The organism is Roseibium polysiphoniae (genome assembly GCF_014842925.1).
In the GTDB taxonomy this organism is placed as follows: domain Bacteria; phylum Pseudomonadota; class Alphaproteobacteria; order Rhizobiales; family Stappiaceae; genus Roseibium; species Roseibium polysiphoniae.
This window is the reverse complement of record NZ_JACYXJ010000002.1, coordinates 341,830-363,029: the sequence shown is the minus strand read 5'-3', so window position 1 is coordinate 363,029 and position 21,200 is coordinate 341,830. Positions and strand designations below refer to the sequence as shown.

Here is a 21,200-nt window from a genome sequence, read left to right as displayed (position 1 = left end):
TACCTTACGGATTTCGGTCTGAAACCGATACCATCCCCGATGCTGGAAAGCTTGGTCTTTCCACATGTGATCGTATTCGAAGGCATCGACAGGGGCCAAAATGAGGCCATTCCCCTGCGACAATTGCCCGGATACAGCGGCGGATCGGCTATAGGTCAGGCCCGGCAACGTCCTGCCAACGCACTCGTCATGACATTCAGTTCGGGTGATCGTGGGGCACGGATCAACGCCAGTCCGAAACACATGGATGCGGATCAGCACGGGCTATTACCGTGATTCGCTCCCCATGCAACGTAACAACGACTCAACACACGGGCCGGCGTGCCCCCGAAGGATCGCGCGATGCAATTGGCAAACAACATACAAGCAGGCCCCGCCTTGGCGGCCGCTGGTATGCTTTGCGATACCGCGCCAAACGCCGTTTCCCGCTTCATTCACTTTGACACCCATAATACGGCAACCGTGATCGCTTCGGGCGATCCGCGCGATATAAGCGCCTTAAGAACGCGTGCCGTGGAGATACTCATCAATGGCAAACAAGATGCTGATCGATGCGGCCCACCCGGAAGAAACCCGGGTCGTCGTCGTACGCGGCAATCGAGTTGAAGAATTCGACTTCGAAGCAGCTAACAGAAAGCAATTACGCGGTAATATTTATCTCGCGAAAGTGACAAGAGTAGAACCTTCGCTGCAGGCGGCCTTCGTGGAATACGGCGGCAACCGGCACGGGTTCCTTGCGTTCAGTGAAATTCACCCGGACTATTATCAGATCCCCGTTGCCGACCGTCAGGCCCTGCTGGATGCGGAAGCGTCCGAGGCCGGGAATGGCGACGACGATACGGAAGAAAAGCCCAAGCGCCGGCCGCGCCGCCGTTCCAAGGCCGCGGCAAACGCATCCGACGAGACTGTTTCCGCACCGGTTGAAGACGGTGACGGCGATACCCAACCGTCTGCAGATGCGGCATCCGAAACGCCCGAGGACAGCAAGTCCGAGGACGGTCAGGACGCCAATCAGGGCGACGAGGCCGCCGCAGCTCAGGGCGAAGCGGATGCTTCAGAGTCCGATGGCGACGCGGATCACGATGTCAACAGCGACAATGACGCCAGCGACGACGAGAGCGACGAAGACCAGGTAGAATCCGTCGGCGCGGAAGACGCTATGGAGGAAGTCCCGGTTCGCCGCCAGTCGCGCCGTCAGTACAAGATCCAGGAAGTCATCAAGCGCCGCCAGGTGATCCTCGTCCAGGTGGTCAAGGAAGAACGCGGCAACAAGGGCGCTGCCCTGACGACCTACCTGTCGCTTGCCGGCCGCTACTCGGTTCTCATGCCGAACACGGCTCGTGGTGGCGGTATCAGCCGCAAGATCACGCAGCCGACTGACCGCAAGCGCCTCAAGAAGATCGCCTCCGAACTGGAAGTGCCTGAAGGCATGGGCGTGATCCTGCGCACCGCAGGGGCCAGCCGCACCAAGGCCGAAATCAAGCGCGATTTCGAATACCTGATGCGCCTTTGGGAAAACGTCCGCGACTTGACCTTGAGGTCGACGGCGCCAAGCCTCGTCTACGAGGAAGGCAGCTTGATCAAGCGCTCGATACGCGATCTCTACAACAAGGACATTGACGAGGTCCTTGTTGCAGGCGAAGACAGCTACCGCGAGGCGAAGGACTTCATGCGCATGCTCATGCCGAGCCATGCCAAGAATGTTCAGCCCTATCGCGACCCCTCGCCCGTGTTCATCCGCTACGGTGTCGAGCCGCAGCTGGATGCGATGTTCTCACCGCAGGTGACGTTGAAATCCGGCGGCTACATTGTCATCAACCAGACGGAAGCCCTGGTCTCGATCGACGTGAACTCGGGCAAGTCCACGCGCGAACACAACATCGAGGACACCGCGCTTCAGACCAACCTTGAGGCCGCCGAGGAAGTCACCCGGCAGCTGCGGCTGCGCGACCTTGCCGGTCTTGTTGTTATCGACTTCATCGACATGGAGGAGAACAAGAACAACCGGGCTGTCGAACGGAAACTGAAGGATTGCCTGAAGAACGACCGCGCCCGCATTCAGGTCGGACGGATTTCGCACTTCGGGCTTCTCGAAATGTCGCGGCAGCGCATTCGCACAGGCGTCTTGGAAAGCTCCACGACGCCCTGCCCGCATTGCCACGGCACGGGCATGATCCGGTCGGTGGAATCGGTTGCCCTGCATGTCCTTCGTTCGCTCGAAGACAATCTGCTCAAGGGCGCGACGCACAATCTGATCATCCGCACGACGGCGGAAGTCGCCCTTTACATCCTCAACCAAAAGCGCCGGAACCTCTCCGACCTTGAGGCACGCTTTGCCGTTGATGTAGAGGTTCAGGCGGATTCTATGGTCAATGGGCAGCTCTACGTGCTTGAGCGGGCAGATCCGGTTGACCGCGACCGCATTCCACAACCGGTCATTCCGACCGTTCAGCCCGACACCATCGACCTCGAAGACGACATCGTTGAACCGGAAGTCGAAGAAGAGGAAGAGGTCGAAGCGCGCGAACAGTCCGAGGACGGAGACCGCGATCGCAAGCGCCGCCGCCGCCGCAAACGCCGCCGGGGTGGAGCCGAAAACGGCTCGAATGACGCCTCAGAGGCGCGCGCCAATTCTGGTGATGAGACTGCATCTGAGGGTGATGCAGAAGCTGGTGATGAGGGTGATGACGCTCAACGCGCCGAAGGCAGCGATGAGCCACGCCGCAAACGTCGTCGGGGACGCCGTGGTGGACGCCGCGGACGGCGCAATGGCGACGAGAATGGCCAGCTTGACGAAAACGGCGAGCCGATCCCGACTGCAGAAGGCGAGCAGACTGAGTCGACTGGCGCAGACGCAGTCGAGGGTGAAGCCCCTGCAGCTCCGGTAGATTCGGCAGAAAGCTCGTCCGAGGATGTGGTTGCTGTCGCCAAGGAAGCTGAACCGGCCGTCGAAGCTCAGGAAGCACCTTCCGAAGAGCAAGCTGCAAGCCAGGACAAAGCCGTAGCCGAGCCTGTTGAAGCGTCTACCGCTGTGACAGAGGAAGCTGAACCAGCCGAACAGGAACCGGAAGAGACAGCTGTCGAAAAGATCGAGATCTCGACACCGACACCGTCAAACGAACCTGTCGCGCCTGTGGTGACGAGCGAACGTGCATCCGAAAGCGAAGCCGAGACCAAGCCGAAACGCGGCGGATGGTGGCAACGCCGGTCCTTCTTCTAAGAGAAGAAACCTGAACGGAAAAAGGCGGCCCGCAAGGCCGCCTTTTTTGTGTCTGTCTCACCACTTTCGGGCTTTAGCGATTTCCCAGCCAGTCGGAGAGGTTCACCAGCGCCTGTTTCATGTCGTCATGCGCACCGGCGAACGAGAGCCGCATGAAATTGCCGCCGTGCACAAGGTCAAAGTCGGCACCGGGTGTGGCTGCGACACCTGCCCCGTGGAGCATTTCACGGGTGAACTGGAGCGAGTCGGAGGAAAAATCCCGGGTATCGGCGTAGATGTAGAATGCACCGTCGACGGGCAGCAACCGGTCAAAGCCAAGCTTTGGCAGCCCCTCCAACAACAAAGCCCTGTTCCGGGCGTAACCTGCCTTCACCTCTTCAAGCTCGTCACCGCAGTCGAGAACCGCGGTCGCGGCGATCTGGGACAATTCCGGCGGTGAAATATAAAGGCTCTGGGCAATGCGGTGGATCGGCTTGAGCAGGCATTCTGGCAGGATCATCCAACCAATCCGCCAGCCCGTCATACAGAAGTATTTCGAAAAGCTGTTGATCACGATGACCTTGTCCGACGTGGCCAGGGCGGTTTCCTGACGCCCTTCGTAGATCAGGCCATGATAAATCTCGTCCGAGATGAACCAGATGTCTTCGTCGTCGCAATAGGAAACCAGCTCGGCCAGCGCTTGCGGCGTCATCATGGTTCCCGTCGGATTGGCAGGACTGGCCACCAAGACACCCTTTACCGGCCCTTCCCTTTGCGCTTCGGCAATCAGGTCCGGGGTGAGGCTCCAGCGGGTTTCGGGCCCCACCTCGATCTCGACGGGAACAAGTCCGAGCGCTTTGATGATCCCCCGATAGGCCGGATACCCCGGCGATGTCAGGACGATCCGGTCGCCCGGGTCAAACGCTGCGAGAAAGGCGAGATTGAAGGCGGCCGACGAACCAGTGGTGACGACAAACCGATCCTTGTCCACTTCCAAGCCATAGGTATCGAGGTAATAGCGCGACAGGCGTTCGCGCAGCGGAATGACGCCGGCCGTCTCGGTGTAGCCGATAAGCTTCGTATCCAGAGCATGTTTTGCAGCGTTGCGGGCGGCCTCGGGCGCTTGAACCCCTGGCTGCCCCACCTCCATGTGAATGATCTGTCTGCCTTGATCCTCCAGCCTGGCGGCCTCGATCAAAACCTCCATCGCCAGAAACGGGGCCACATCGCTGCGGCGGGAAATAGATCGTCCGTTCTCTGACATTCACATAAACTCCAAGTGGTTTCCGTGCGGCTTGCTTCTAACACCTTGGTGACCGATTTGTAACGATAGCCATGCTTGACCATGACCACCTGCCTCAAATACGGTCAGGCAACGCTTGAAGGGGTGCATTTGTGACGGAATTGAGGGATTTGCCGGCGCGAAAACAGAAGCTTGGCCAAGAAACCGGTCGACATTTGTGGCGTCGTGTCGTCGCCGGAGCCTGTGCGCTGGCTTTTGCGATGCCGGTTGTTTCCACGCCTGCGACTGCTCAACGCGGGAAGCTGTCTCTCGTTCGCGACGCCGAAACCGAAGACCTTCTCAAGAGTTATGCCGCGCCCATTTTCAAGGTCGCCGGGATCGGCAACTCGCCCGTGGAAATCATCCTCGTCAACGACAAGAGCTTCAACGCCTTCGTTCCAGACAGTCGCCGCATGTTCATCAATGTCGGCGTCGTCATGGAGGCGGAAACCCCTGGCGAGGTGACCGGTGTCATTGCCCATGAGACAGGGCATATTGCCGGCCGGCATCTGGTGCGCTTGCGCTCGGCTGCGGCCAACGCTCAAATCATGTCGGTCATCGGCATGATCTTGGGTGCTGGCGCCATGGCAGCGGGAACGGCCGCAGGATCTGCCGGCGCAGCCTCGGGCGGCGCGGCGGCGATTCTGGGGGCTGGATCCGTCGGCCAACGGTCATTTCTATCCTACCAGCGCGGCGAAGAGGCAGCTGCCGACCGGGCCGCCCTGAAGTATCTGAACGCAACAGGCCAAAGCGCCAAGGGCATGTTGAAGACATTCGAGCGCTTTGCGGAGCAGCAGATGTTCTCCGCCCGCTTCGCAGACCCCTATGCCATGAGCCATCCGATGGCGCGCGACAGATACCGCCAGCTGGCCAGTTCCGCGCAAAAGAGCAAGTATTTCAACACGCCCGCACCGCGCGCGCTTCAGCAACGCCATGACATGGTGCGCGCCAAGCTGCTGGCCTACACATCGCACCCGAATGCTGTCGCAAGGGCCTACCCCCGGTCTGACCGGAGCATGCCGGCGCGTTATGCACGCGCAATTGCCGCCACCAAGAGCCGGCGCCGCGATGCCATCAAGCAGATCGATGCCCTGATCCGGGAGCAGCCAAACAACCCGTACTTTTATGAAGTCAAAGGTCAGGCGCTGCTGGAAAGCGGAAATCCGAAAGCCGCCATCGCACCCTTCCGAAAGGCTGTTTCCCTGCGACCGAATGAAGGGCAATTTCTGATCTGGCTGGGCTACGCCTTGGTCGGTTCGAACAACCCGGCCGTCCTGCCCGAGGCCGAAAGCGTTCTGAAAAAAGGCCTGCAGCGTGACGCCAACTCAAGCGTCGGCTACAGCCAGCTTGCAATTGCCCATGCCCGCCAGGGCGAGCGTCCGGAGGCCGATCTGGCGACCGCGAAGGGTCTCATGGTCGCTGGCGATTTCGGTGCGGCAAAGCGCTACGCTGCCCGTGCTCAAAAGAATTTGAAGCGCGGGACACCCGCATGGCTTCAAGCAGATGATATTGTCTCCTACAAACCGCCTCAACTGAAACGGCGATAGGCGCTCTTTCGCCCACGCCGCGCCCGATAAACACGCCGCAACACGAAGCGGCTCAGGAGTTTTTCATGTTCGCTCTTTCTGCAGCATTGCAGCGCGCCTCCCGCGCCAGCCGACGCCTTGTTCTCGCAACGGCCGTCAGTGCCTGTGCGCTCGCAACCGTCCTTGCCCCTTCTCCGACAGTTGCCCAGGATCTTGACCGCTCAGGCGTCGAGACCATCGTGCGCGAGTATCTGATCGAGAACCCGGAAGTTATCCGGGAAGCACTTGAGGAACTCGACCGCCGTGAAAAGGCCGCAGCCGAGCAGGCCAGGCTGCAGGCTGTTTCTGATAGCGCTGACGTTCTGTTCAACTCCGCACGGCAAGTTGTTCTCGGCAATCCGGACGGTGACGTCACTCTTGTGGAGTTTTTTGACTACAATTGTGGCTACTGCAAGCGCGCCTATGGCGACATGGTCCGTTTGATGGAAGAAGACGACAACTTGAAGATCGTCCTGAAGGAGTTTCCGGTCCTTGGTCAGGGATCTGTCGAAGCGGCCCAGGTCGCCGTGGCCGTGAACAGTGTTGCTCCGGCAAAATACGCTGACTTCCATGAGGCTCTTCTGCTTCAGCGCGGCCAGGCGAATCGCGCCAGCGCACTCAAGGCAGCAACCGACATCGGTCTTTCCGAAGAAGAGCTCGGAGCTGTTCTGGTTACCGATGAAGCCGGGCAGACCATCGAGGAAGTCTATTCGCTGGCGAACCGCCTCGGCCTGACGGGCACCCCTTCCTATGTTATTGGCGAGGAAGTCGTAATGGGCGCTGTCGGCTATGATCAACTCAAGAGCAAGATCTCTTCCATGCGCAATTGTGGTGAAACCACCTGTTGATCTGTCGATTTCGATTAACGGCATGAGCAATCGGGGCTTTTCCTCGCCATAATCAATGCCTATAAGGTCTTCAAGACCGCGTTCTTGAACGTGGACAAAAGATCTTGCTGTTTGATCGCTTGTGGCCGCATGGTCCCCGGGGGTTTGGGCAGCGTCACAAAAGAAAGCTGACCGGGGATGGACAAAAGCCTGCGTGCTTGGTCCGTCCCCTCGCCTTTTCCTCGCCATGAGCGCTACCTCCCGGCACGCCTCATGCAGCTTGGTTTTGAAAGCTCGAATACGAAAGTCCTGACACATGTCGAAAGATAACAAGAAGTTTGACACGGACCTGATCCGCGACCTCGCCGTCCTTCTGGACGAGACGAACCTGAGCGAGATCGAGCTGGAACAGTCGGACTTCCGCATTCGCGTTGCTCGCCAGCTCCATTTCGACGCTCCGGTGACCGTCGCAGCTCCCGCTGCTGCACCTGCGCCAGCTCCAGCAGCACCTGCTGCTCCCGTGGCACCTGTTGCTGCCAGTGGTCCGCATCCTGGCACACTGGCCTCGCCAATGGTCGGCACCGCCTATCTCTCGCCTGAGCCGGGCGCACGTGCATATGTTCAAGTCGGCGACAAGGTTGCCGAGGGTCAGACGGTTCTGATCATCGAAGCGATGAAGACCATGAACCACATTCCGGCCACCAAGGCCGGCACGGTCAAGGAAATCCTCGTATCCGACGCCCAGCCCGTCGAGTTCGGCGAACCGCTCATCATCGTCGAATAAGGACCGCCTCGGCATGTTCTCAAAGATCCTCATTGCCAACCGCGGTGAAATCGCCTTGCGCATCCTGCGTGCCTGCAAGGAACTCGGAATCTCCACGGTTGCAGTTCATTCGACGGCTGACGCGGATGCAATGCATGTGCGCCTTGCCGACGAAAGCGTCTGCATCGGCCCTCCTGCGGCCCGCGACAGTTACCTGAATATCCCTCAGCTTCTGGCGGCCTGCGAAATCACAGGCGCAGACGCGGTCCATCCGGGCTACGGCTTCCTGTCGGAAAACGCACGCTTTGCGGAGATCCTCGAAGCGCACAACATTGTCTTCATCGGCCCGACCTCTGATCACATCAAGATCATGGGCGACAAGATCCAGGCCAAGCAGACGGCCAAGGAACTCGGCATTCCCGTGGTTCCCGGCTCAGATGGCGCGGTCACACCGCAGGACGATGCACACGCCATTGCACGCGAGATTGGCTTTCCCGTTCTGGTCAAGGCAGCATCCGGCGGCGGCGGCCGCGGGATGAAGGTTGCCAAGACGGCAGCAGATCTCGACGACGCCTTGTCCAACGCCCGCGCCGAAGCCAAGGCTGCGTTTGGCGATGATGCCCTCTACATGGAGAAGTATCTCGGCAAGCCGCGTCATATCGAGATCCAGGTTCTCGGCGATGGCAAGGGCAATGCGATCCATCTGGGCGAACGCGACTGCTCGCTTCAGCGCCGTCACCAGAAGGTGCTTGAGGAAGCCCCTTCTCCCTCTCTCAACGAGGAACAGCGTTCCGAAATCGGTGAGATTGTCGCTGCGGCCATGCGCAAGCTGAAGTACCGCGGCGTCGGCACGGTCGAGTTCCTCTATGAAAACGGCAAATTCTATTTCATCGAGATGAATACGCGCCTTCAGGTCGAGCATCCGGTCACCGAAATGATCACCGGCATCGATCTGGTCAATGAGCAGATCCGGATCGCAGCTGGCGGTTCTCTCGACATGACCCAGGACGACATCCGTTTCGAGGGTCATGCCATCGAGTGCCGCATCAACGCGGAAGACCCGCGGACCTTCATGCCGTCACCCGGCACGATCACCTATTACCACACGCCCGGCGGTCTCGGCGTGCGCGTGGATAGTGGTGTGTATCAGGGCTACAAGATCCCGCCGTACTACGACAGCCTGATCGGCAAGCTCATCGTTCATGGCCGCAACCGCGTCGAATGCATGATGCGTCTGCGCCGCTGCCTGGACGAATTTGTCGTCGACGAGATCAAGTCAACCATACCGCTGTTCCGCGATCTCGTGGACAATCAGGATATTGCTAACGGTCAGTATGATATTCATTGGCTGGAACAATACCTGGAGCAGAAGACGAGCTAACCCTCGGCAAGTGCCGCCATGGCAGAGCACAGCGACGACATCATTATGGAAATAACGCCGCAGGTTTTGCTGAAAGCCTATGCCTGTGGCCTTTTTCCGATGGCGGAATCCGCAGAAGACGCTGGCCTGTTCTGGCTCGAGCCAGAGCGCCGGGGCATGCTGCCGCTCGACAGTTTTCACATCCCCAAGCGGCTGAAGCGCACCGTGCGCTCCGATATCTTCGAGATCCGGATCAGCACGGACTTCGAAGCCGTGATCGACTGTTGTGCCGCGTCCGTTCCAGATCGCCCAAAGACCTGGATCAACAAGGAGATTCGCCGTCTCTATGGCGAACTCTTTGACATGGGCCATTGCCAGACCGTAGAGGCCTGGCAGGGCAACCGGCTTGTCGGCGGGCTATATGGCGTCAATCTGAACGGCGCTTTCTTCGGCGAGAGCATGTTCACCCGTGAGACCGATGCTTCCAAAGTGTGTCTCACGCATCTGGTTGCCCGTATGATCGCCGGCGGTTTCCATCTTCTGGACACCCAGTTCGTCACTGATCACCTGTCACGCTTCGGAACCATCGAAGTTTCACGCGACATCTACAACGTGGAACTGGCCAAGGCCCTCCAGCTGGACGGCGATTTCTTCGCCCTTGCCTCAGATGCCCGCGGAGAAGAAGTCATGGCCATTCTCCAGGCGGCATCCTCGGCACCCGACGACACGGCCAGCCAGGCCGTTGGCAAGGACTAGATTGAGTCCACAATCGCTTCGGCCAACGCATCATCATTGGCCACACTGAAGCAAGGTACGTTGGTTGGAACCGACACTTCCATCACTTCCTTGGACGCCGCGTTGAACATCTGGATTTTCGCGCTCGCCTCGAAGTCCTTTGAATGCTGGAAGTCCTCGAGGACATAGGCATCTGCCGGGATCGTCTGCGACACCTTGGAGGTTGAAGCGCTGCCGGTGTTTTCCTCGACAGTCTCCCCGTGTGATGAGCCATAGGTATACCCCGCGATCTTGCCGATCGCGACACTCGGCCCGCCTGGAACCTTTACGCTTATGTTGGGAATACCGATCGAAAAATTGTGGGTCTTCTGCGTCGCGACCACGCTTCGATAGCTTGATGAGGCACTGCTTTCCGACTCCAGCTTGATCTCATTGCCCGTGGTGTTTTTGCGGAACGGAATCTGGAACGTGACTGTCTCCACCGCCGGCGGCACCAGTTCGGCTGGATCTATCGACACGGTTGAGATCAGCGCCAGGTTGGCGATGTAATCCTTGCTGGCCCCATTGACCGCATCATAGGCAACATTGGTGATCTGGATGGGCTTGGTCGGCGCAGCCGGATCCGGATAGAAATTCAGACCGTCGGCATTTTCTTCATAGGCAATATAGTAGGCCGGATTGTTCTTGGCATACGTGTTAAGATAATCGAGGCAATTTGCTCGAATTGCATCCGGGTACTTCTGGCCAATTGAGTAAAATTCGCTGCTGGGCGAGCAGATGAGCTGCTCATGGCTGTCATTATCGACCCCAGTATAGGTGATGACAAAGGCAATGATGCGCCTCTTGTAGCGATCCTGCTTCGCCCCCTGCGCCTCCTTCGGCGAGGCGAAGAAGGTCGTGATCTTTTCAATTTTCTTGATCTCGCCGAGGTTGAGTTCTTGCTGAGAGCCCGTGTCCGCGTTCTTGGAATCCGACCCGACGTAGAACTGCTGCATCTTGGCCGTCACGCCACGAATGTAACGCAGCGGATAGAGGTTCGCCGGATCCTTGTTCTTCTTGAAGCCAAAGCTCAAAAATTTGAAATCGACCGGGTTTTCCGTGCGGCACAAAAACTCGCTGAAGTCAGCCTGCTTCAGGAGCGGGGTTTGCGTGGGACTGCACAGGTCGAGACAGCCAGCCAACCGTGCCTTCAGGCGGACTTGAATCAGGGCCATCACGGTGTCGAAGTGAGGATTCGTCTTTGCGTAGGTGACGATTTTCATGACCGGTCCTTATCTGTCGGCAAGTGGGTCTACTTGCCAGACGCGAAAGGACCGGACCTGTGATCTTTCACCTCAAGAATACCGCAGAACAGCCCGTCAAAAAGAACGGACAGTGGTATCAAGTCGGATCAGAAGGGTTTGGGCCGTGGTGGCACTGGACCGCTGTTGACGCCATCGTCAGGACCAGCGAGTGGATCATCACCGTCAGCAACACCTTGCTGGACCGGAGGGCCTGAATACCCTTCAGGTGGCGGAACATTGGAGCTGAGCTTGCAATCGGTCAGCCACACATCATAAACCGCATGTTCCACGGCATGAAGTCCCGGGCTCGCGGCATACATCCAGCCCGAAAAGATCCGTCGAACCTCATTGTTGAGCGTGATCTCGTCAACCTGAACAAAGGATGTCGTCAGCGGAGTTTCCGTCGCGGGCCTAGTATGGCAGACCCTCGGCGTCACCTGCAACGCGCCGAATTGCACCGTCTCTCCGATGTAGACATCGAAGGAGATGATCCGGCCGGTGATCTTGTCGAGACCTGAAAAGACGGCGACAGGATTTTCGATCTTTTCGCTCGTCTCGTTCTGGGCCAAAGCCGGAACGCTCATGAGCGGAAGAAGAACGGCACCTGCGGCAAGCTTCCAAAAAGACACGCCCATTTTCCCGCGTTTTCCAATCCGTATGCTCATCGGCAATTTGCCCATTTCATCCCGTCCAGCTGTCCGAACCCGTTTGAGGATCGCTGCTAGCATCGGAATAAGGCCCGGAAAAGACAAGAGCTTATCCAGGCCTTCCCCAATGAGACTTTCTATGGCTTCAGCCGATTTCCGCCAGGCGTCCGAGTGCCACCTGGATTTTTTCCAGCTTGGCCTTGGCTTCGGTCACTTTTTCCTTTTCGCCATCGACCACGTCTTGCGGCGCCTTCTCGACGAATTTCGGATTGCCGAGCTTCTTCTCGATTTTCGAGATCTCGCCTTCCAGCTTGCCAGCATCCTTGGTCAGACGGGCTTTCTCGGCACCAAGATCAATCACCCCGGCCAGCGGAATGCAGACCGTGGCTTCGCCAACAATGATCTGGGCAGAGCCTGCAGGTGCAGCATCCGCCATCTCGATGGTTTCCGCACGCGCAAGCCGCTGAACGGCAGAGGCGTGTGTGTTGATGCGGGCCGTTGTTTGGTCATTCGCACCGACGACAACAAGCTGAACCTTGGCACCGGCCGGAATGTTCATTTCCGCGCGAACCGATCTGATCTCCGAAATCAAGCCAACCAACCAGTTGATCTCGTCGGCAGCAGCCTCGTCTTCGACGTGAGGCGCAGGCCACGCTGAAAGCATCAACATGCCGTCTGCCTTGACGCCCTCGTCGCCCAAACGCTCCCAGAGCTCTTCTGTCAGGAACGGCATGAACGGATGTAACACCTTCAGGATCTCGTCGATGGCCCAGGCAGCGGTTGCCCGCGTTTCCGCCTTCGCCGCCTCATCGTCGCCGTTGAAGACCGGTTTCGCCAGTTCCAGGAACCAGTCGCAGAAGGAATTCCAGACGAAGCGATAAACAGCGCTGGAAGCGTCGTTGAAGCGGTAGTCTTCAAGCGCCTTGGTCACTTCGGTGATGCAGCGTCCGGTTTCCGTCGCAATCCAGCGGTTCAGCGTCAGCTTTGTGGTCGCCGGGTCGAAACTCTCCACGCGGGCACAGCCGTTCATCTCGGCAAAGCGTGCGGCGTTCCACAGCTTGGTTGCAAAGCGCTGACCGCCTTCAGCTGCTTGATCGGACATGCGCAGCGTGCGCCGTCCCTGCACTTCCTGGCTGGCCAAAGCGAAACGGGTCGCATCGGCGCCAAATTGCGCAATGAGGTCAAGCGGATCGAGAACGTTGCCGAGCGACTTCGACATCTTCTTCCCGTTCTTATCGACCACGATCGAGTTGATGTAGACGGTGTGGAACGGCACTTCGTCCATGAAGTGAATACCCTGCATCATCATACGGGCGACCCAGAAGAAGATGATGTCGAAACCGGTGATCAGAACGTCGGTCTTGTAGTAGCGCTCAAGCTCCGGCGTCTTGTTCGGCCAGCCAAGGGTCGAGAACGGCCAAAGCGCTGACGAGAACCACGTGTCGAGGACATCCTCATCGCGCGTCAGCGCCTTGCCACCGGCCATCTCCACGGCCTCGGCTTCGCTCTGCGCGCAATACTCATTGCCGTCTTCGTCATACCAGACCGGGATCTGGTGACCCCACCAGAGCTGGCGGGAGATACACCAAGGCTGAATGTCATTCAGCCAGTTGTAATAGGTCTTGTCCCAGTTGCCTGGAACGAACTTGGTGTCGCCGTCCTGAACCGCCTTGAGAGCAGGTGCCGCCAGGGTCTTGGCGTCGACAAACCACTGGTCCGTCAGCATCGGCTCGATGACGACCTTGGAGCGGTCACCGAAAGGCTGCATGATCTTCTTGGATTCGACCATCGGCAGGGTCTCAGGACCCTCCTCGTCTTCACCGAGCTTTTGAATGACCGCCTTGCCGTCGAGCCTCCACTCTGGAGCCTTGCCCTTCATCCAGGCGACTTCCGGATGGTCACTTGCGACCATGACCGCAAGGCCCTCTGCCGTGATCTGATCGATGACCTTCTTGCGTGCCTCGAAGCGATCAAGCCCGCGCAGATCATCAGGAACAATGTTGATCAGATCGATCTCGTTGATCGACATCTCGGCGCCATCGATGATCGCCTGGGCCTTCTTGGCCTCTTCATCATAAGGCGCACCGTCAGAACGCAGAGCACCCTTGGTGTCCATCAGACGGTACATGGGGATCTTGCCGCGAAGCGCGACCTGATAATCGTTAAAGTCATGCGCGCCGGTGATCTTCACCGCGCCGGAGCCGAAATCCGGGTCCGGATATTCGTCGGTGATGATCGGAATCAGACGGCGATGCTCTTTCGGGCCGACCGGGATTTCGCAGAGCTTGCCGACAATCGGCTTGTAGCGCTCATCATCTGGATGAACGGCAACCGCGCCATCGCCCAGCATGGTTTCCGGACGGGTCGTCGCGATGGAGATATAGTCGCGCGTCTCACGAAGGGTGACGTTACCGTCCTCATCCTTCTCGACATATTCGTAGGTTTCGCCGCCGGCCAGCGGGTATTTGAAGTGCCACATGTGGCCATCGGATTCGATGTTCTCGACTTCCAGATCGGAGATCGCCGTCTCGAACTTCGGATCCCAGTTGACCAGACGCTTGGACTTGTAGATCAGGCCCTCATTGTAGAGGTCGACAAAGACCTTCAGAACGGCGGCCGACAGGTTCTCCGACATGGTGAACTCGGTGCGGCTCCAGTCGCAAGACGCGCCAAGGCGCTTCAGCTGACCGAGGATCGTACCTTCCGACTTGCGCTTTTGTTCCCAGACCCGTTCGACAAAGGCTTCGCGGCCCATTTCGCGGCGTCCCGGCTGCTGATGTTCGGCCAGCTCGCGCTCGACAACCATCTGGGTCGCAATGCCCGCGTGGTCGGTGCCCGGCTGCCAGAGAACGTCAAAGCCCTGCATGCGCTTCCAGCGGACGAGAATGTCCTGAAGCGTGTTGTTGAGCGCGTGGCCCATATGCAGGGAGCCAGTCACATTCGGCGGCGGAATTACGATCGTGAAAGCATCCGCACCTTCCTTGGCACCGGCGCCGGCCTTGAAGGCTCCAGCATTTTCCCAGGTTTCATAAATCCGCGGTTCGACGCTTGCCGCTTCGTAATTCTTGTCAAGCATAAGGAGATCTCGGGAGTCTTTCGTGATATCCGCCGTGTAAATCGGATGCGGCAGGTCAAGTCAACTGCTTAGACCACGATTAGGTGCCGCGCCATAGCCAAGAGCGTCACCGGCCAAAGGCGGACAGGAAAGACTTGGGCAAACAGCCGATCCCTGCCATAAGACCGGAATGCCGGTTTCCTTGCGCGCCCACCATCTTCTTTGCATGCTGACTTACTTGGGCAAGGGCTACACGCCTGCCTTCGTCAGCAACTATTCAAAGATGATCCGCCGCCTGAACAACGGCGAACCGATCCTGCTGATTGAAGGCCCGGACGACATTTGCCGGCCAATGCTGGATGAAAAGACCTGTCATTGCCACAACGACAGTGTGCGGTCACGAGACCTTCTGGCACGCCGCGAGATTGGCCGTGTCCTTGGACACGACATCTTGGCTGGAGAGGAAATCCGGTGGGATAGCAGGGAACTGATGCTGTTGCGCCGCGCGTTTGCAAACGGCGCCATTCGCGGCGGATGTGAGGGATGTGAATGGCATCACCTCTGCAGTCAGATCGCTCAAGACGGCTTTAGGGATTGCCGTCTCCAGCTGCCGCCTAGCGCCGGCGGGTGACCCGCTCGATTTCCTTCTTGATCATCTGTTCGACCATGCCGGGAAGGTTCTGATCAAGCCACGCCTTCAACATCGGCCGCAACATCTCGCGGATGAGTTCTTCCACGGTCTGTGCTTGACCACCCACGAAGAGGTTCGAGAGGTTGTCGAAGGCAGCGTTGACTGCTTCACCGGTCATGTCTGACGTCAGCGGCGCATCGTCTGCCACGTCTGGAAGATCTTCATCGGGAACGGGTGCTGTCTCGATCGTCGACTTGGGCGCAGGCTTCGGCGCGGCCGCCGCCATCAACGCACTCATGCTGACGGCCGGCTCTTCGCTCTCTTCGACGAAGGCAACGTCACTGCCGTCCGCATCCAGATCTTCCGGCATCCCGCCGACAAGCTCCATCGGCTCCTCGGCAACCGACATGTCTTCTTCGGAAAGTTCCAGTTCCTCGGTCAGCTCGAGGATATCGTCTTCTTCTTCGACCTCTTCCTCGGCAGCGACCTCGGCCATGGCTGCGGCCATGTCATCATCCGCCGCCGCCTCGGATTCGGGCTCTGCAACGTCGTCGTCATCATCCATGTCAAAGAGCTTGTCCAGGTCATCCTGGTTCATCTCTGCAGAGTCACCCATATCGTCAGCCGCCTCGATTTCAACTGGGTTATCTTCAGGCGCGTCCGCGCCTGCATCGCCATCTTTGGCCTGGGTATCTTCGTCGGATATGATCCGGCGGATCGACGCGAGGATCTCCTCCATCGACGGCTCTTCAGCCTGGCTCGCCTGCGCCATATAAACCCCCAGTACTGATCGGCTACGCTATCGAATCGATCGCCGCAAAACTGAACGATTCGTTAACCGAAATTATAGTGGGGCCAAAGGGCAAGCGAAAAGCGAAGCGGCCAACTGTCTTCGCCTTATCCCCTGTAAGCTGGTTCTAGCGGAGAAGTCTAAACAAAAGCCGCCGCCGCCAGATTTACCTAGCGGCAGCGTGAATGTTTCCCTAAAGGATTGGATACATTGAAAGAAAAGATCAGATTCGAGCTTTAGCGGCCATCCGGCGTGCGCAATCCGAACCACTTGTCGCGAACAGCCGTGTAATGCTCTTTCGGCTTGTAACGGGCAATGGACAGGTTCAGCGTGTCAGCGTCCAGACGTCCGATCGATGAAACGAGCTGATATCCGCCAACGATTCGGTTGCGCTGAGCGGTCACGAGATTCACGCGCTGGTTGACCAATTCACGTTGTGCATCAAGCACATCGAGCGTCGTGCGCTGCCCGACGCGCTGCTCTTCGATAACACCTTCAAGTGCAAGCTGCTGCGCTTCGACCGCCGAACGGGCCGCGCTGATCGAAGCTTCCGCCGCCTGATAGACACCCCAGGCAGAAATCACATTGGCCCGGACCTGGTCGCGGGTCACATCGAGCTGCAAACGGGTCTGGCTGAGTTCTTCCTTGGACTGGCGAACCCGCGAGCTGACCGAACCGGCCTGATAGATCGGAATGCTGACCCGGCCATAAACCGACGCAGCATTCTGGGTCGCGACAGAGTCCGAAGGATTCCAGCTCCTGCTGACACTTCCGTCAACAGACACTGTCGGCAGCAATTCACCTTCGATCGCCTTGGTCGCGAAAATCGCGGCATCAACCAGATGCTGGGCCTGCTGGATCAACGGTTGATCGTCTTCGCTGATCCGAAGCGCTTCGTCGATGGACTTGGGAACCAGCACACTGATCCGGGTATCGGCAGAAAGGTTCTTCGCCTCCAAACCGACAATCTGACGATAGATCGCCCGGCTTGTGTTCAAGTTGGCCAGCGCGGTGTTGAGGTTCGCCTGGGCTTCAGCGCGGCGGGCATCCGCCTGCGAGACATCCGTACGGGTTCCCTCACCCACTTCGAAACGGTCGTTGGCAGCACGAACCTGCTCGCTCAAGAACTGCAAGTCGCTGCGCTGAAGGGAGACGAGCGCCGTATCCCGGATCACGTCAACATAGGCCTGCGCGGCCGCCAGAAGCACGTCTTGCTCGGTCGAACTCAGGCTCTCGCGCTGTGCCCGAACGATTGCTTCGGCCTGACGTGTCGAGTTCACGGTTCGGAAGCCGCGAAAGACCGTCTGGCTGACAGCCAGCGAGATGGAAGCGTTGTTGCGGTAATACTGTGACCCGCCATAGCTGCTGCGGATCGAACCGACGTCAGCCTCTGCCGAGACCGTGGGACGCCAACCTGCAAGTGCCTGCGGAACATTCTCATCGACACCGCGCAATTCGGCGCGCGCCGCATTCAGTGTCGGATTGTTGGCATAAGCAAGAGCCAGGGCTTCCTTGATGGTTTCAGCTTCCGAGGAAGTCACCACGCCCACTGCGAAGAGAGTGACAAGCGCAGTTTTCATCGTTTTACGCATAACCAACCGATGCTCCTTTAGGCCAAGGCCGTACTATCGTTCAGCTTGAGTAAACTGACCAGTATTTTCACGCAAGCGCGAGATCGCTGATTCATTAAAAAATAAGGACTGCTGCAGGAGAGCAACAATCAGCCAGCGAAGTGCCGAGGTGCGGTCAGTGGCTGAAACGGAAGGACGTTTTCACGAAATTGGACAAAGGCGGTCATGAAAGACCGCCTTCAGTAGGGATAAAGCCGCGGAGCTCTGTCACTCCGGAGGCTTTGACAGAACCGGCATTGCCGCGAATGATCAGAAGACGAATTCGCGCGCCTTTTCGAAGCCGGGCAAGAGTGCCGTGGAAGCGTTGAAACCGAAGCGCGATGCCGCAACGCCATCAGAATTCTGATAGATACGCGCGGCGGCTGCCCCGCCCTGTCCCTCAATCACCACGAGGCGGCCATCGCTCTTGAGTTGTTTGAGAAGGCCGGCAGGCAGTTCTTCGACCGCACCATCGACGACAATCGCATCGTATGGCCCTTCCGAAGCACAGCCTTCAACCAGTTTGCCCTCGACAACAGCTGCATTCTCAATGCCGAGATCCACCAGCATCTCTGACGCACTCGCAGACAGATCCGCATCTTCTTCCACCGCGACGACGGAAGCTGCCAGACGGGAGAGCACCGCAGCGCTGTATCCGGAGCCGGTGCCGATCACGAGAACCACGTCGTTCTCTCTGATTTCCGCAAGCTGAATCAATTTGCCGAAGATATGCGGCTTCATCAGGAAGCGGGTTCCGGCGGCGTTGACGGGAAGCTCTTCATCAATGTAGGCCACCGGCTGCTTGGAGACGGGCACGAACTTCTCGCGTGGTACCCATTCCATGGCGTCCAGGATCCGATGATCCGTCACATCATTGGTACGCAGCTGGTTGTCCACCATCTTGCGGCGGGACTGTGCAAAGTCAGTCATCTCGACCCTCTTCCTCGGTAGCGGCCTCTCATCCCTTGGTTCATTAGCGAGTGAGGCCCTCACTGACAAGCGCTTGATTGCGCCCTTCCCCGGTCATCGGCCTGTCCAGGCCCATGAGATCATCCACACCCCTGTCATTTTACTGCAAAAGAACCGTTGAGGTTTCCCAAAGCCTCTGCTAATCACCACGGCCATCGGTCGGCGCTTCACCACGCGTCGATTTTCAAAGACTTCGCCCCGCGAAGCAACAGGATGGCCTCTTGGCGGAGTGGTGACGCAGCGGATTGCAAATCCGTGTACGCCGGTTCGATTCCGGCAGAGGCCTCCATCTTCTCCAAAATCCACAAACGACAATTTGACGCCTTATGGTCCTTTCGGCGCGCGATTTGCGACGCGTTCGTGTAGCAATGCCGCTTCCTCTTGATGTCGCGCCGGAAGATGGCTGTACGCACACGTTCCAAATCGCCTAAGAGTCTTGGAAGAAACAAGAAGGAGGGCAGGAAACATGTTGCATGGCGGGGATCTCAGCTGGGCGATCGAGCGGTTCGGCGGCGCCGAGAGTGACTGGCTCGACCTGTCGACTGGCATCAATCCCCACGCTTACCCTCTCGAAACCGGCGTTTCAGGGCCCGCGTGGCGGAACCTGCCGGGTCAAGCCGGCCTCGACCATCTGATTGGCGCTGCCCGCAAAGCCTATGACTGCCCTGAAAGCCTTGCGCTTGTCGCCGGTCCAGGCACACAGATCCTGATTTCTCAGATCCCCTACCTTTTGCCAGAGGGGCCGGTCGCGCTATGTGGCCCGACCTACACAAGCCATGCATCGGCTTTCACCCGTGCAGGCAGAACGCCTGAAGAAGTCAGCACGCCCCACGCCCTGCCCGACCGTGCCAAGATCGCGGTCATCGTCAACCCGAACAATCCCGATGGACGCCTGACGGATCCGCAAAGCCTTCTTGCCATTGCACGCGAGCTGACGGAAAGAGGCGGCGCACTGGTGCTTGACGAGGCCTTTGCAGATGTGATGCCAGGCGCAAGCCTTCTTCCGCACATCACGGATGAAAATGTCGTCGTCCTGCGTTCGTTCGGAAAGTTCTTCGGCCTTGCCGGCCTGCGCCTCGGCTTTATGGCAGCACGCCCTTCCCTTGCACGTCAGATGAGTGAGCGCCTCGACAGCTGGGCGGTGAGCGGACCGGCGCAGGAGATCGGACGCGCGGCCCTGAACGACAAGGACTGGCAACAGGTCATGGTCCGTCAGCTTGCCGATGAAATGGCGGATCTGACCATTTGCCTTGGCGAAAACGGTCTCGGCGTTTTTGGCGGCACCCCACTTTACGCCCTGGCTGGCCATCGCGACGCACATAAATTGCATGACGCGCTGGCCCGTCAGCATATCTGGACGAGGGTCTTCGACTATGCGCCAACCTGGATCCGTTTCGGCCTTCCCGGTTCAGCCGAAGGTTTGAGGCGTCTGGCTCAAGCCCTTGCCGAGGCACAAAAGGCGCTCTAAAGCCTTTGGATGCTGTTTTACCCGGACGCCCTGTTCCTGTTGTTCGTTGCCATTCTGCTGGACGCTGTCTTTGGCGATCCTGACATACTCTGGCGGCGCGTGTCCCATCCGGTGGCTTACATCGGCCGTGGCATTACCGCGCTGGAAGGCCGGTTCAACAATCCCGACTTTTCCGACCGCCAAAGAAAGGTCGGGGGCATTCTGACCCTCCTCCTTCTTGTTCTGGCTAGTGTCGCGATAGGCATTGCCATCCACTGGATTGCGAGCCTTGTCCCTTTTGGCGAAATCGTGGTGATCCTCGTCGCTGCCATCCTGATCGCGCAAAAGAGCCTCTACCAGCATGTTGCCGCTGTCCGGGACGGGCTTCAGTCCGACGGCCTTGAAGGCGGGCGCCGCGCCGTGGCCATGATTGTCGGACGCGACCCACAACAGTTGGATGAAGCGGGCGTCTCACGAGCCGCAATCGAATCTTGCGCCGAGAACTTCTCTGACGGTGTGGTCGCACCGGTTTTCTGGTTCGCCTTGCTCGGATTGCCGGGGCTCATCGCCTACAAGGCCGTCAACACGGCAGACAGCATGATTGGCCACAAGACCGACACCTACTGCGACTTTGGCTGGGCCTCCGCGCGTTTCGATGACCTGATCAATCTGCCAGCCTCCCGGCTCGCCGGTCTGCTTTTCACCTTAAGCGCGCCATACGTTGGAGGGTCTCCGCGGGCCGCGTTCAAGGCAGTGCGAAGGGACGCAGGCAAACATCGCTCCCCCAACGCGGGTTGGCCGGAAGCAGCCATGGCTGGTGCTCTTGGCCTCGCGCTCGCCGGCCCCAGAGCCTATCCGGACTACACGGTCAATGACCCCTATATGAACCGCTCGGGCCGAAAGAATGCGACGGCAGACGACATCACGTCCGCTTTGAAGATCCTTGTAACCGCATGTGCGCTCCAGGCTTTAATCGTTCTGCTACTGGCGTTCTGGCGCTAAATCGTCAAGACTGCAGCCAGTTCCAGAACAGAGAC

Annotated in this window: 16 protein-coding genes and 1 tRNA gene; 10 read left to right on the top strand and 7 right to left on the bottom strand. The window is 58.6% G+C overall.

The features are described 5' to 3' along the window. Nucleotides 1-529: 529 nt before the first annotated feature. On the top strand, nucleotides 530-3,220 hold the full coding sequence (locus tag IG617_RS05425; RefSeq protein WP_192108062.1) for an Rne/Rng family ribonuclease: 2,691 nt from the start codon (nucleotides 530-532) through the stop codon (nucleotides 3,218-3,220). Nucleotides 3,221-3,293: 73 nt separating this feature from the next. Here IG617_RS05425 and IG617_RS05420 read toward each other — a convergent pair whose 3' ends face one another. Continuing rightward, nucleotides 3,294-4,463: a pyridoxal phosphate-dependent aminotransferase gene (locus tag IG617_RS05420; RefSeq protein ID WP_192108060.1), complete on the bottom strand. Its 1,170-nt coding sequence runs from the start codon at nucleotides 4,461-4,463 to the stop codon at nucleotides 3,294-3,296. A gap of 239 nt (nucleotides 4,464-4,702) precedes the next feature. Here IG617_RS05420 and IG617_RS05415 point away from each other — a divergent pair, with 239 nt between their 5' ends. The 5 genes from IG617_RS05415 to aat all read left to right on the top strand — a co-directional run bounded on the left by IG617_RS05415 (nucleotide 4,703) and on the right by aat (nucleotide 9,752). Next, nucleotides 4,703-6,028 carry a M48 family metalloprotease gene (locus IG617_RS05415; protein WP_192108058.1) on the top strand — a complete coding sequence of 442 codons (1,326 nt, stop codon included), beginning with the start codon at nucleotides 4,703-4,705 and terminating at the stop codon, nucleotides 6,026-6,028. Nucleotides 6,029-6,093: 65 nt separating this feature from the next. Beyond that, the gene (locus IG617_RS05410) at nucleotides 6,094-6,894 is read left to right on the top strand and encodes a DsbA family protein (protein ID WP_192108056.1); all 801 of its coding nucleotides are present in this window, start codon (nucleotides 6,094-6,096) and stop codon (nucleotides 6,892-6,894) included. Nucleotides 6,895-7,189: 295 nt separating this feature from the next. Beyond that, nucleotides 7,190-7,657, top strand: coding sequence for an acetyl-CoA carboxylase biotin carboxyl carrier protein (accB, locus tag IG617_RS05405; RefSeq protein WP_192108054.1), 468 nt, complete (start codon nucleotides 7,190-7,192; stop codon nucleotides 7,655-7,657). Nucleotides 7,658-7,670: 13 nt separating this feature from the next. After that, nucleotides 7,671-9,017 carry an acetyl-CoA carboxylase biotin carboxylase subunit gene (gene accC / locus IG617_RS05400; protein ID WP_192108052.1) on the top strand — a complete coding sequence of 449 codons (1,347 nt, stop codon included), beginning with the start codon at nucleotides 7,671-7,673 and terminating at the stop codon, nucleotides 9,015-9,017. 18 nt (nucleotides 9,018-9,035) lie between these two features. Then, nucleotides 9,036-9,752, top strand: a complete 717-nt coding sequence (gene aat, locus IG617_RS05395; protein ID WP_192108050.1) for a leucyl/phenylalanyl-tRNA--protein transferase — start codon at nucleotides 9,036-9,038, stop codon at nucleotides 9,750-9,752. On the opposite strand, the gene IG617_RS05390 is transcribed toward aat, so the two are convergent. From IG617_RS05390 to IG617_RS05380, 3 genes are all read right to left on the bottom strand, one after another. After that, entirely contained in the window at nucleotides 9,749-10,993 is a 1,245-nt protein-coding gene (locus tag IG617_RS05390; RefSeq protein ID WP_192108048.1) for a hypothetical protein, read from the bottom strand. The two genes, aat and IG617_RS05390, sit on opposite strands and share 4 nt — an antisense overlap. Nucleotides 10,994-11,121: 128 nt before the next feature. Continuing rightward, nucleotides 11,122-11,649, bottom strand: coding sequence for a DUF2155 domain-containing protein (locus tag IG617_RS05385; RefSeq protein WP_420826139.1), 528 nt, complete (start codon nucleotides 11,647-11,649; stop codon nucleotides 11,122-11,124). A gap of 157 nt (nucleotides 11,650-11,806) precedes the next feature. After that, nucleotides 11,807-14,737, bottom strand: coding sequence for a valine--tRNA ligase (locus IG617_RS05380; RefSeq protein WP_192108044.1), 2,931 nt, complete (start codon nucleotides 14,735-14,737; stop codon nucleotides 11,807-11,809). 169 nt (nucleotides 14,738-14,906) lie between these two features. Between IG617_RS05380 and IG617_RS05375 the strand changes: the two genes are divergently transcribed. Beyond that, nucleotides 14,907-15,347, top strand: coding sequence for a DUF1284 domain-containing protein (locus tag IG617_RS05375; RefSeq protein WP_192108042.1), 441 nt, complete (start codon nucleotides 14,907-14,909; stop codon nucleotides 15,345-15,347). Here the strand turns inward: IG617_RS05375 and IG617_RS05370 are convergent. The 3 genes from IG617_RS05370 to IG617_RS05360 all read right to left on the bottom strand — a co-directional run bounded on the left by IG617_RS05370 (nucleotide 15,331) and on the right by IG617_RS05360 (nucleotide 18,677). After that, a complete protein-coding gene (locus tag IG617_RS05370; RefSeq protein ID WP_192108040.1) occupies nucleotides 15,331-16,119 on the bottom strand; it encodes a PopZ family protein in 789 nt (262 codons plus the stop codon). The genes IG617_RS05375 and IG617_RS05370 overlap by 17 nt on opposite strands. 254 nt (nucleotides 16,120-16,373) lie before the next feature. Continuing rightward, nucleotides 16,374-17,729, bottom strand: a complete 1,356-nt coding sequence (locus tag IG617_RS05365; RefSeq protein ID WP_192108038.1) for a TolC family outer membrane protein — start codon at nucleotides 17,727-17,729, stop codon at nucleotides 16,374-16,376. A gap of 288 nt (nucleotides 17,730-18,017) precedes the next feature. Next, nucleotides 18,018-18,677 carry a protein-L-isoaspartate O-methyltransferase family protein gene (locus tag IG617_RS05360; RefSeq protein WP_192108036.1) on the bottom strand — a complete coding sequence of 220 codons (660 nt, stop codon included), beginning with the start codon at nucleotides 18,675-18,677 and terminating at the stop codon, nucleotides 18,018-18,020. 254 nt (nucleotides 18,678-18,931) lie between these two features. On the opposite strand from IG617_RS05360, the gene IG617_RS05355 reads away from it, so the two are divergent. The 3 genes from IG617_RS05355 to cbiB all read left to right on the top strand — a co-directional run bounded on the left by IG617_RS05355 (nucleotide 18,932) and on the right by cbiB (nucleotide 21,165). Further along, nucleotides 18,932-19,005, top strand: a tRNA-Cys gene (locus tag IG617_RS05355). A 177-nt stretch (nucleotides 19,006-19,182) separates the two neighbouring features. Continuing rightward, nucleotides 19,183-20,184, top strand: coding sequence for a threonine-phosphate decarboxylase CobD (cobD, locus tag IG617_RS05350; protein WP_192108034.1), 1,002 nt, complete (start codon nucleotides 19,183-19,185; stop codon nucleotides 20,182-20,184). A 9-nt stretch (nucleotides 20,185-20,193) separates the two neighbouring features. Further along, on the top strand, nucleotides 20,194-21,165 hold the full coding sequence (cbiB, locus tag IG617_RS05345) for an adenosylcobinamide-phosphate synthase CbiB (protein ID WP_192108032.1): 972 nt from the start codon (nucleotides 20,194-20,196) through the stop codon (nucleotides 21,163-21,165). Nucleotides 21,166-21,200 lie beyond the last annotated feature (35 nt).

Bases quoted from the DNA above. Each gene is read 5' to 3' on its own strand.
- IG617_RS05425 (WP_192108062.1), top strand. From the start codon at position 530: ATGGCAAACAAGATGCTGATCGATGCGGCCCACCCGGAAGAAACCCGG.
- IG617_RS05420 (WP_192108060.1), bottom strand. From the start codon at position 4,463: ATGTCAGAGAACGGACGATCTATTTCCCGCCGCAGCGATGTGGCCCCG.
- IG617_RS05415 (WP_192108058.1), top strand. From the start codon at position 4,703: ATGCCGGTTGTTTCCACGCCTGCGACTGCTCAACGCGGGAAGCTGTCT.
- IG617_RS05410 (WP_192108056.1), top strand. From the start codon at position 6,094: ATGTTCGCTCTTTCTGCAGCATTGCAGCGCGCCTCCCGCGCCAGCCGA.
- accB (WP_192108054.1), top strand. From the start codon at position 7,190: ATGTCGAAAGATAACAAGAAGTTTGACACGGACCTGATCCGCGACCTC.
- accC (WP_192108052.1), top strand. From the start codon at position 7,671: ATGTTCTCAAAGATCCTCATTGCCAACCGCGGTGAAATCGCCTTGCGC.
- aat (WP_192108050.1), top strand. From the start codon at position 9,036: ATGGCAGAGCACAGCGACGACATCATTATGGAAATAACGCCGCAGGTT.
- IG617_RS05390 (WP_192108048.1), bottom strand. From the start codon at position 10,993: ATGAAAATCGTCACCTACGCAAAGACGAATCCTCACTTCGACACCGTG.
- IG617_RS05385 (WP_420826139.1), bottom strand. From the start codon at position 11,649: ATGGGCGTGTCTTTTTGGAAGCTTGCCGCAGGTGCCGTTCTTCTTCCG.
- IG617_RS05380 (WP_192108044.1), bottom strand. From the start codon at position 14,737: ATGCTTGACAAGAATTACGAAGCGGCAAGCGTCGAACCGCGGATTTAT.
- IG617_RS05375 (WP_192108042.1), top strand. From the start codon at position 14,907: ATGCCGGTTTCCTTGCGCGCCCACCATCTTCTTTGCATGCTGACTTAC.
- IG617_RS05370 (WP_192108040.1), bottom strand. From the start codon at position 16,119: ATGGCGCAGGCGAGCCAGGCTGAAGAGCCGTCGATGGAGGAGATCCTC.
- IG617_RS05365 (WP_192108038.1), bottom strand. From the start codon at position 17,729: ATGCGTAAAACGATGAAAACTGCGCTTGTCACTCTCTTCGCAGTGGGC.
- IG617_RS05360 (WP_192108036.1), bottom strand. From the start codon at position 18,677: ATGACTGACTTTGCACAGTCCCGCCGCAAGATGGTGGACAACCAGCTG.
- cobD (WP_192108034.1), top strand. From the start codon at position 19,183: ATGTTGCATGGCGGGGATCTCAGCTGGGCGATCGAGCGGTTCGGCGGC.
- cbiB (WP_192108032.1), top strand. From the start codon at position 20,194: ATGCTGTTTTACCCGGACGCCCTGTTCCTGTTGTTCGTTGCCATTCTG.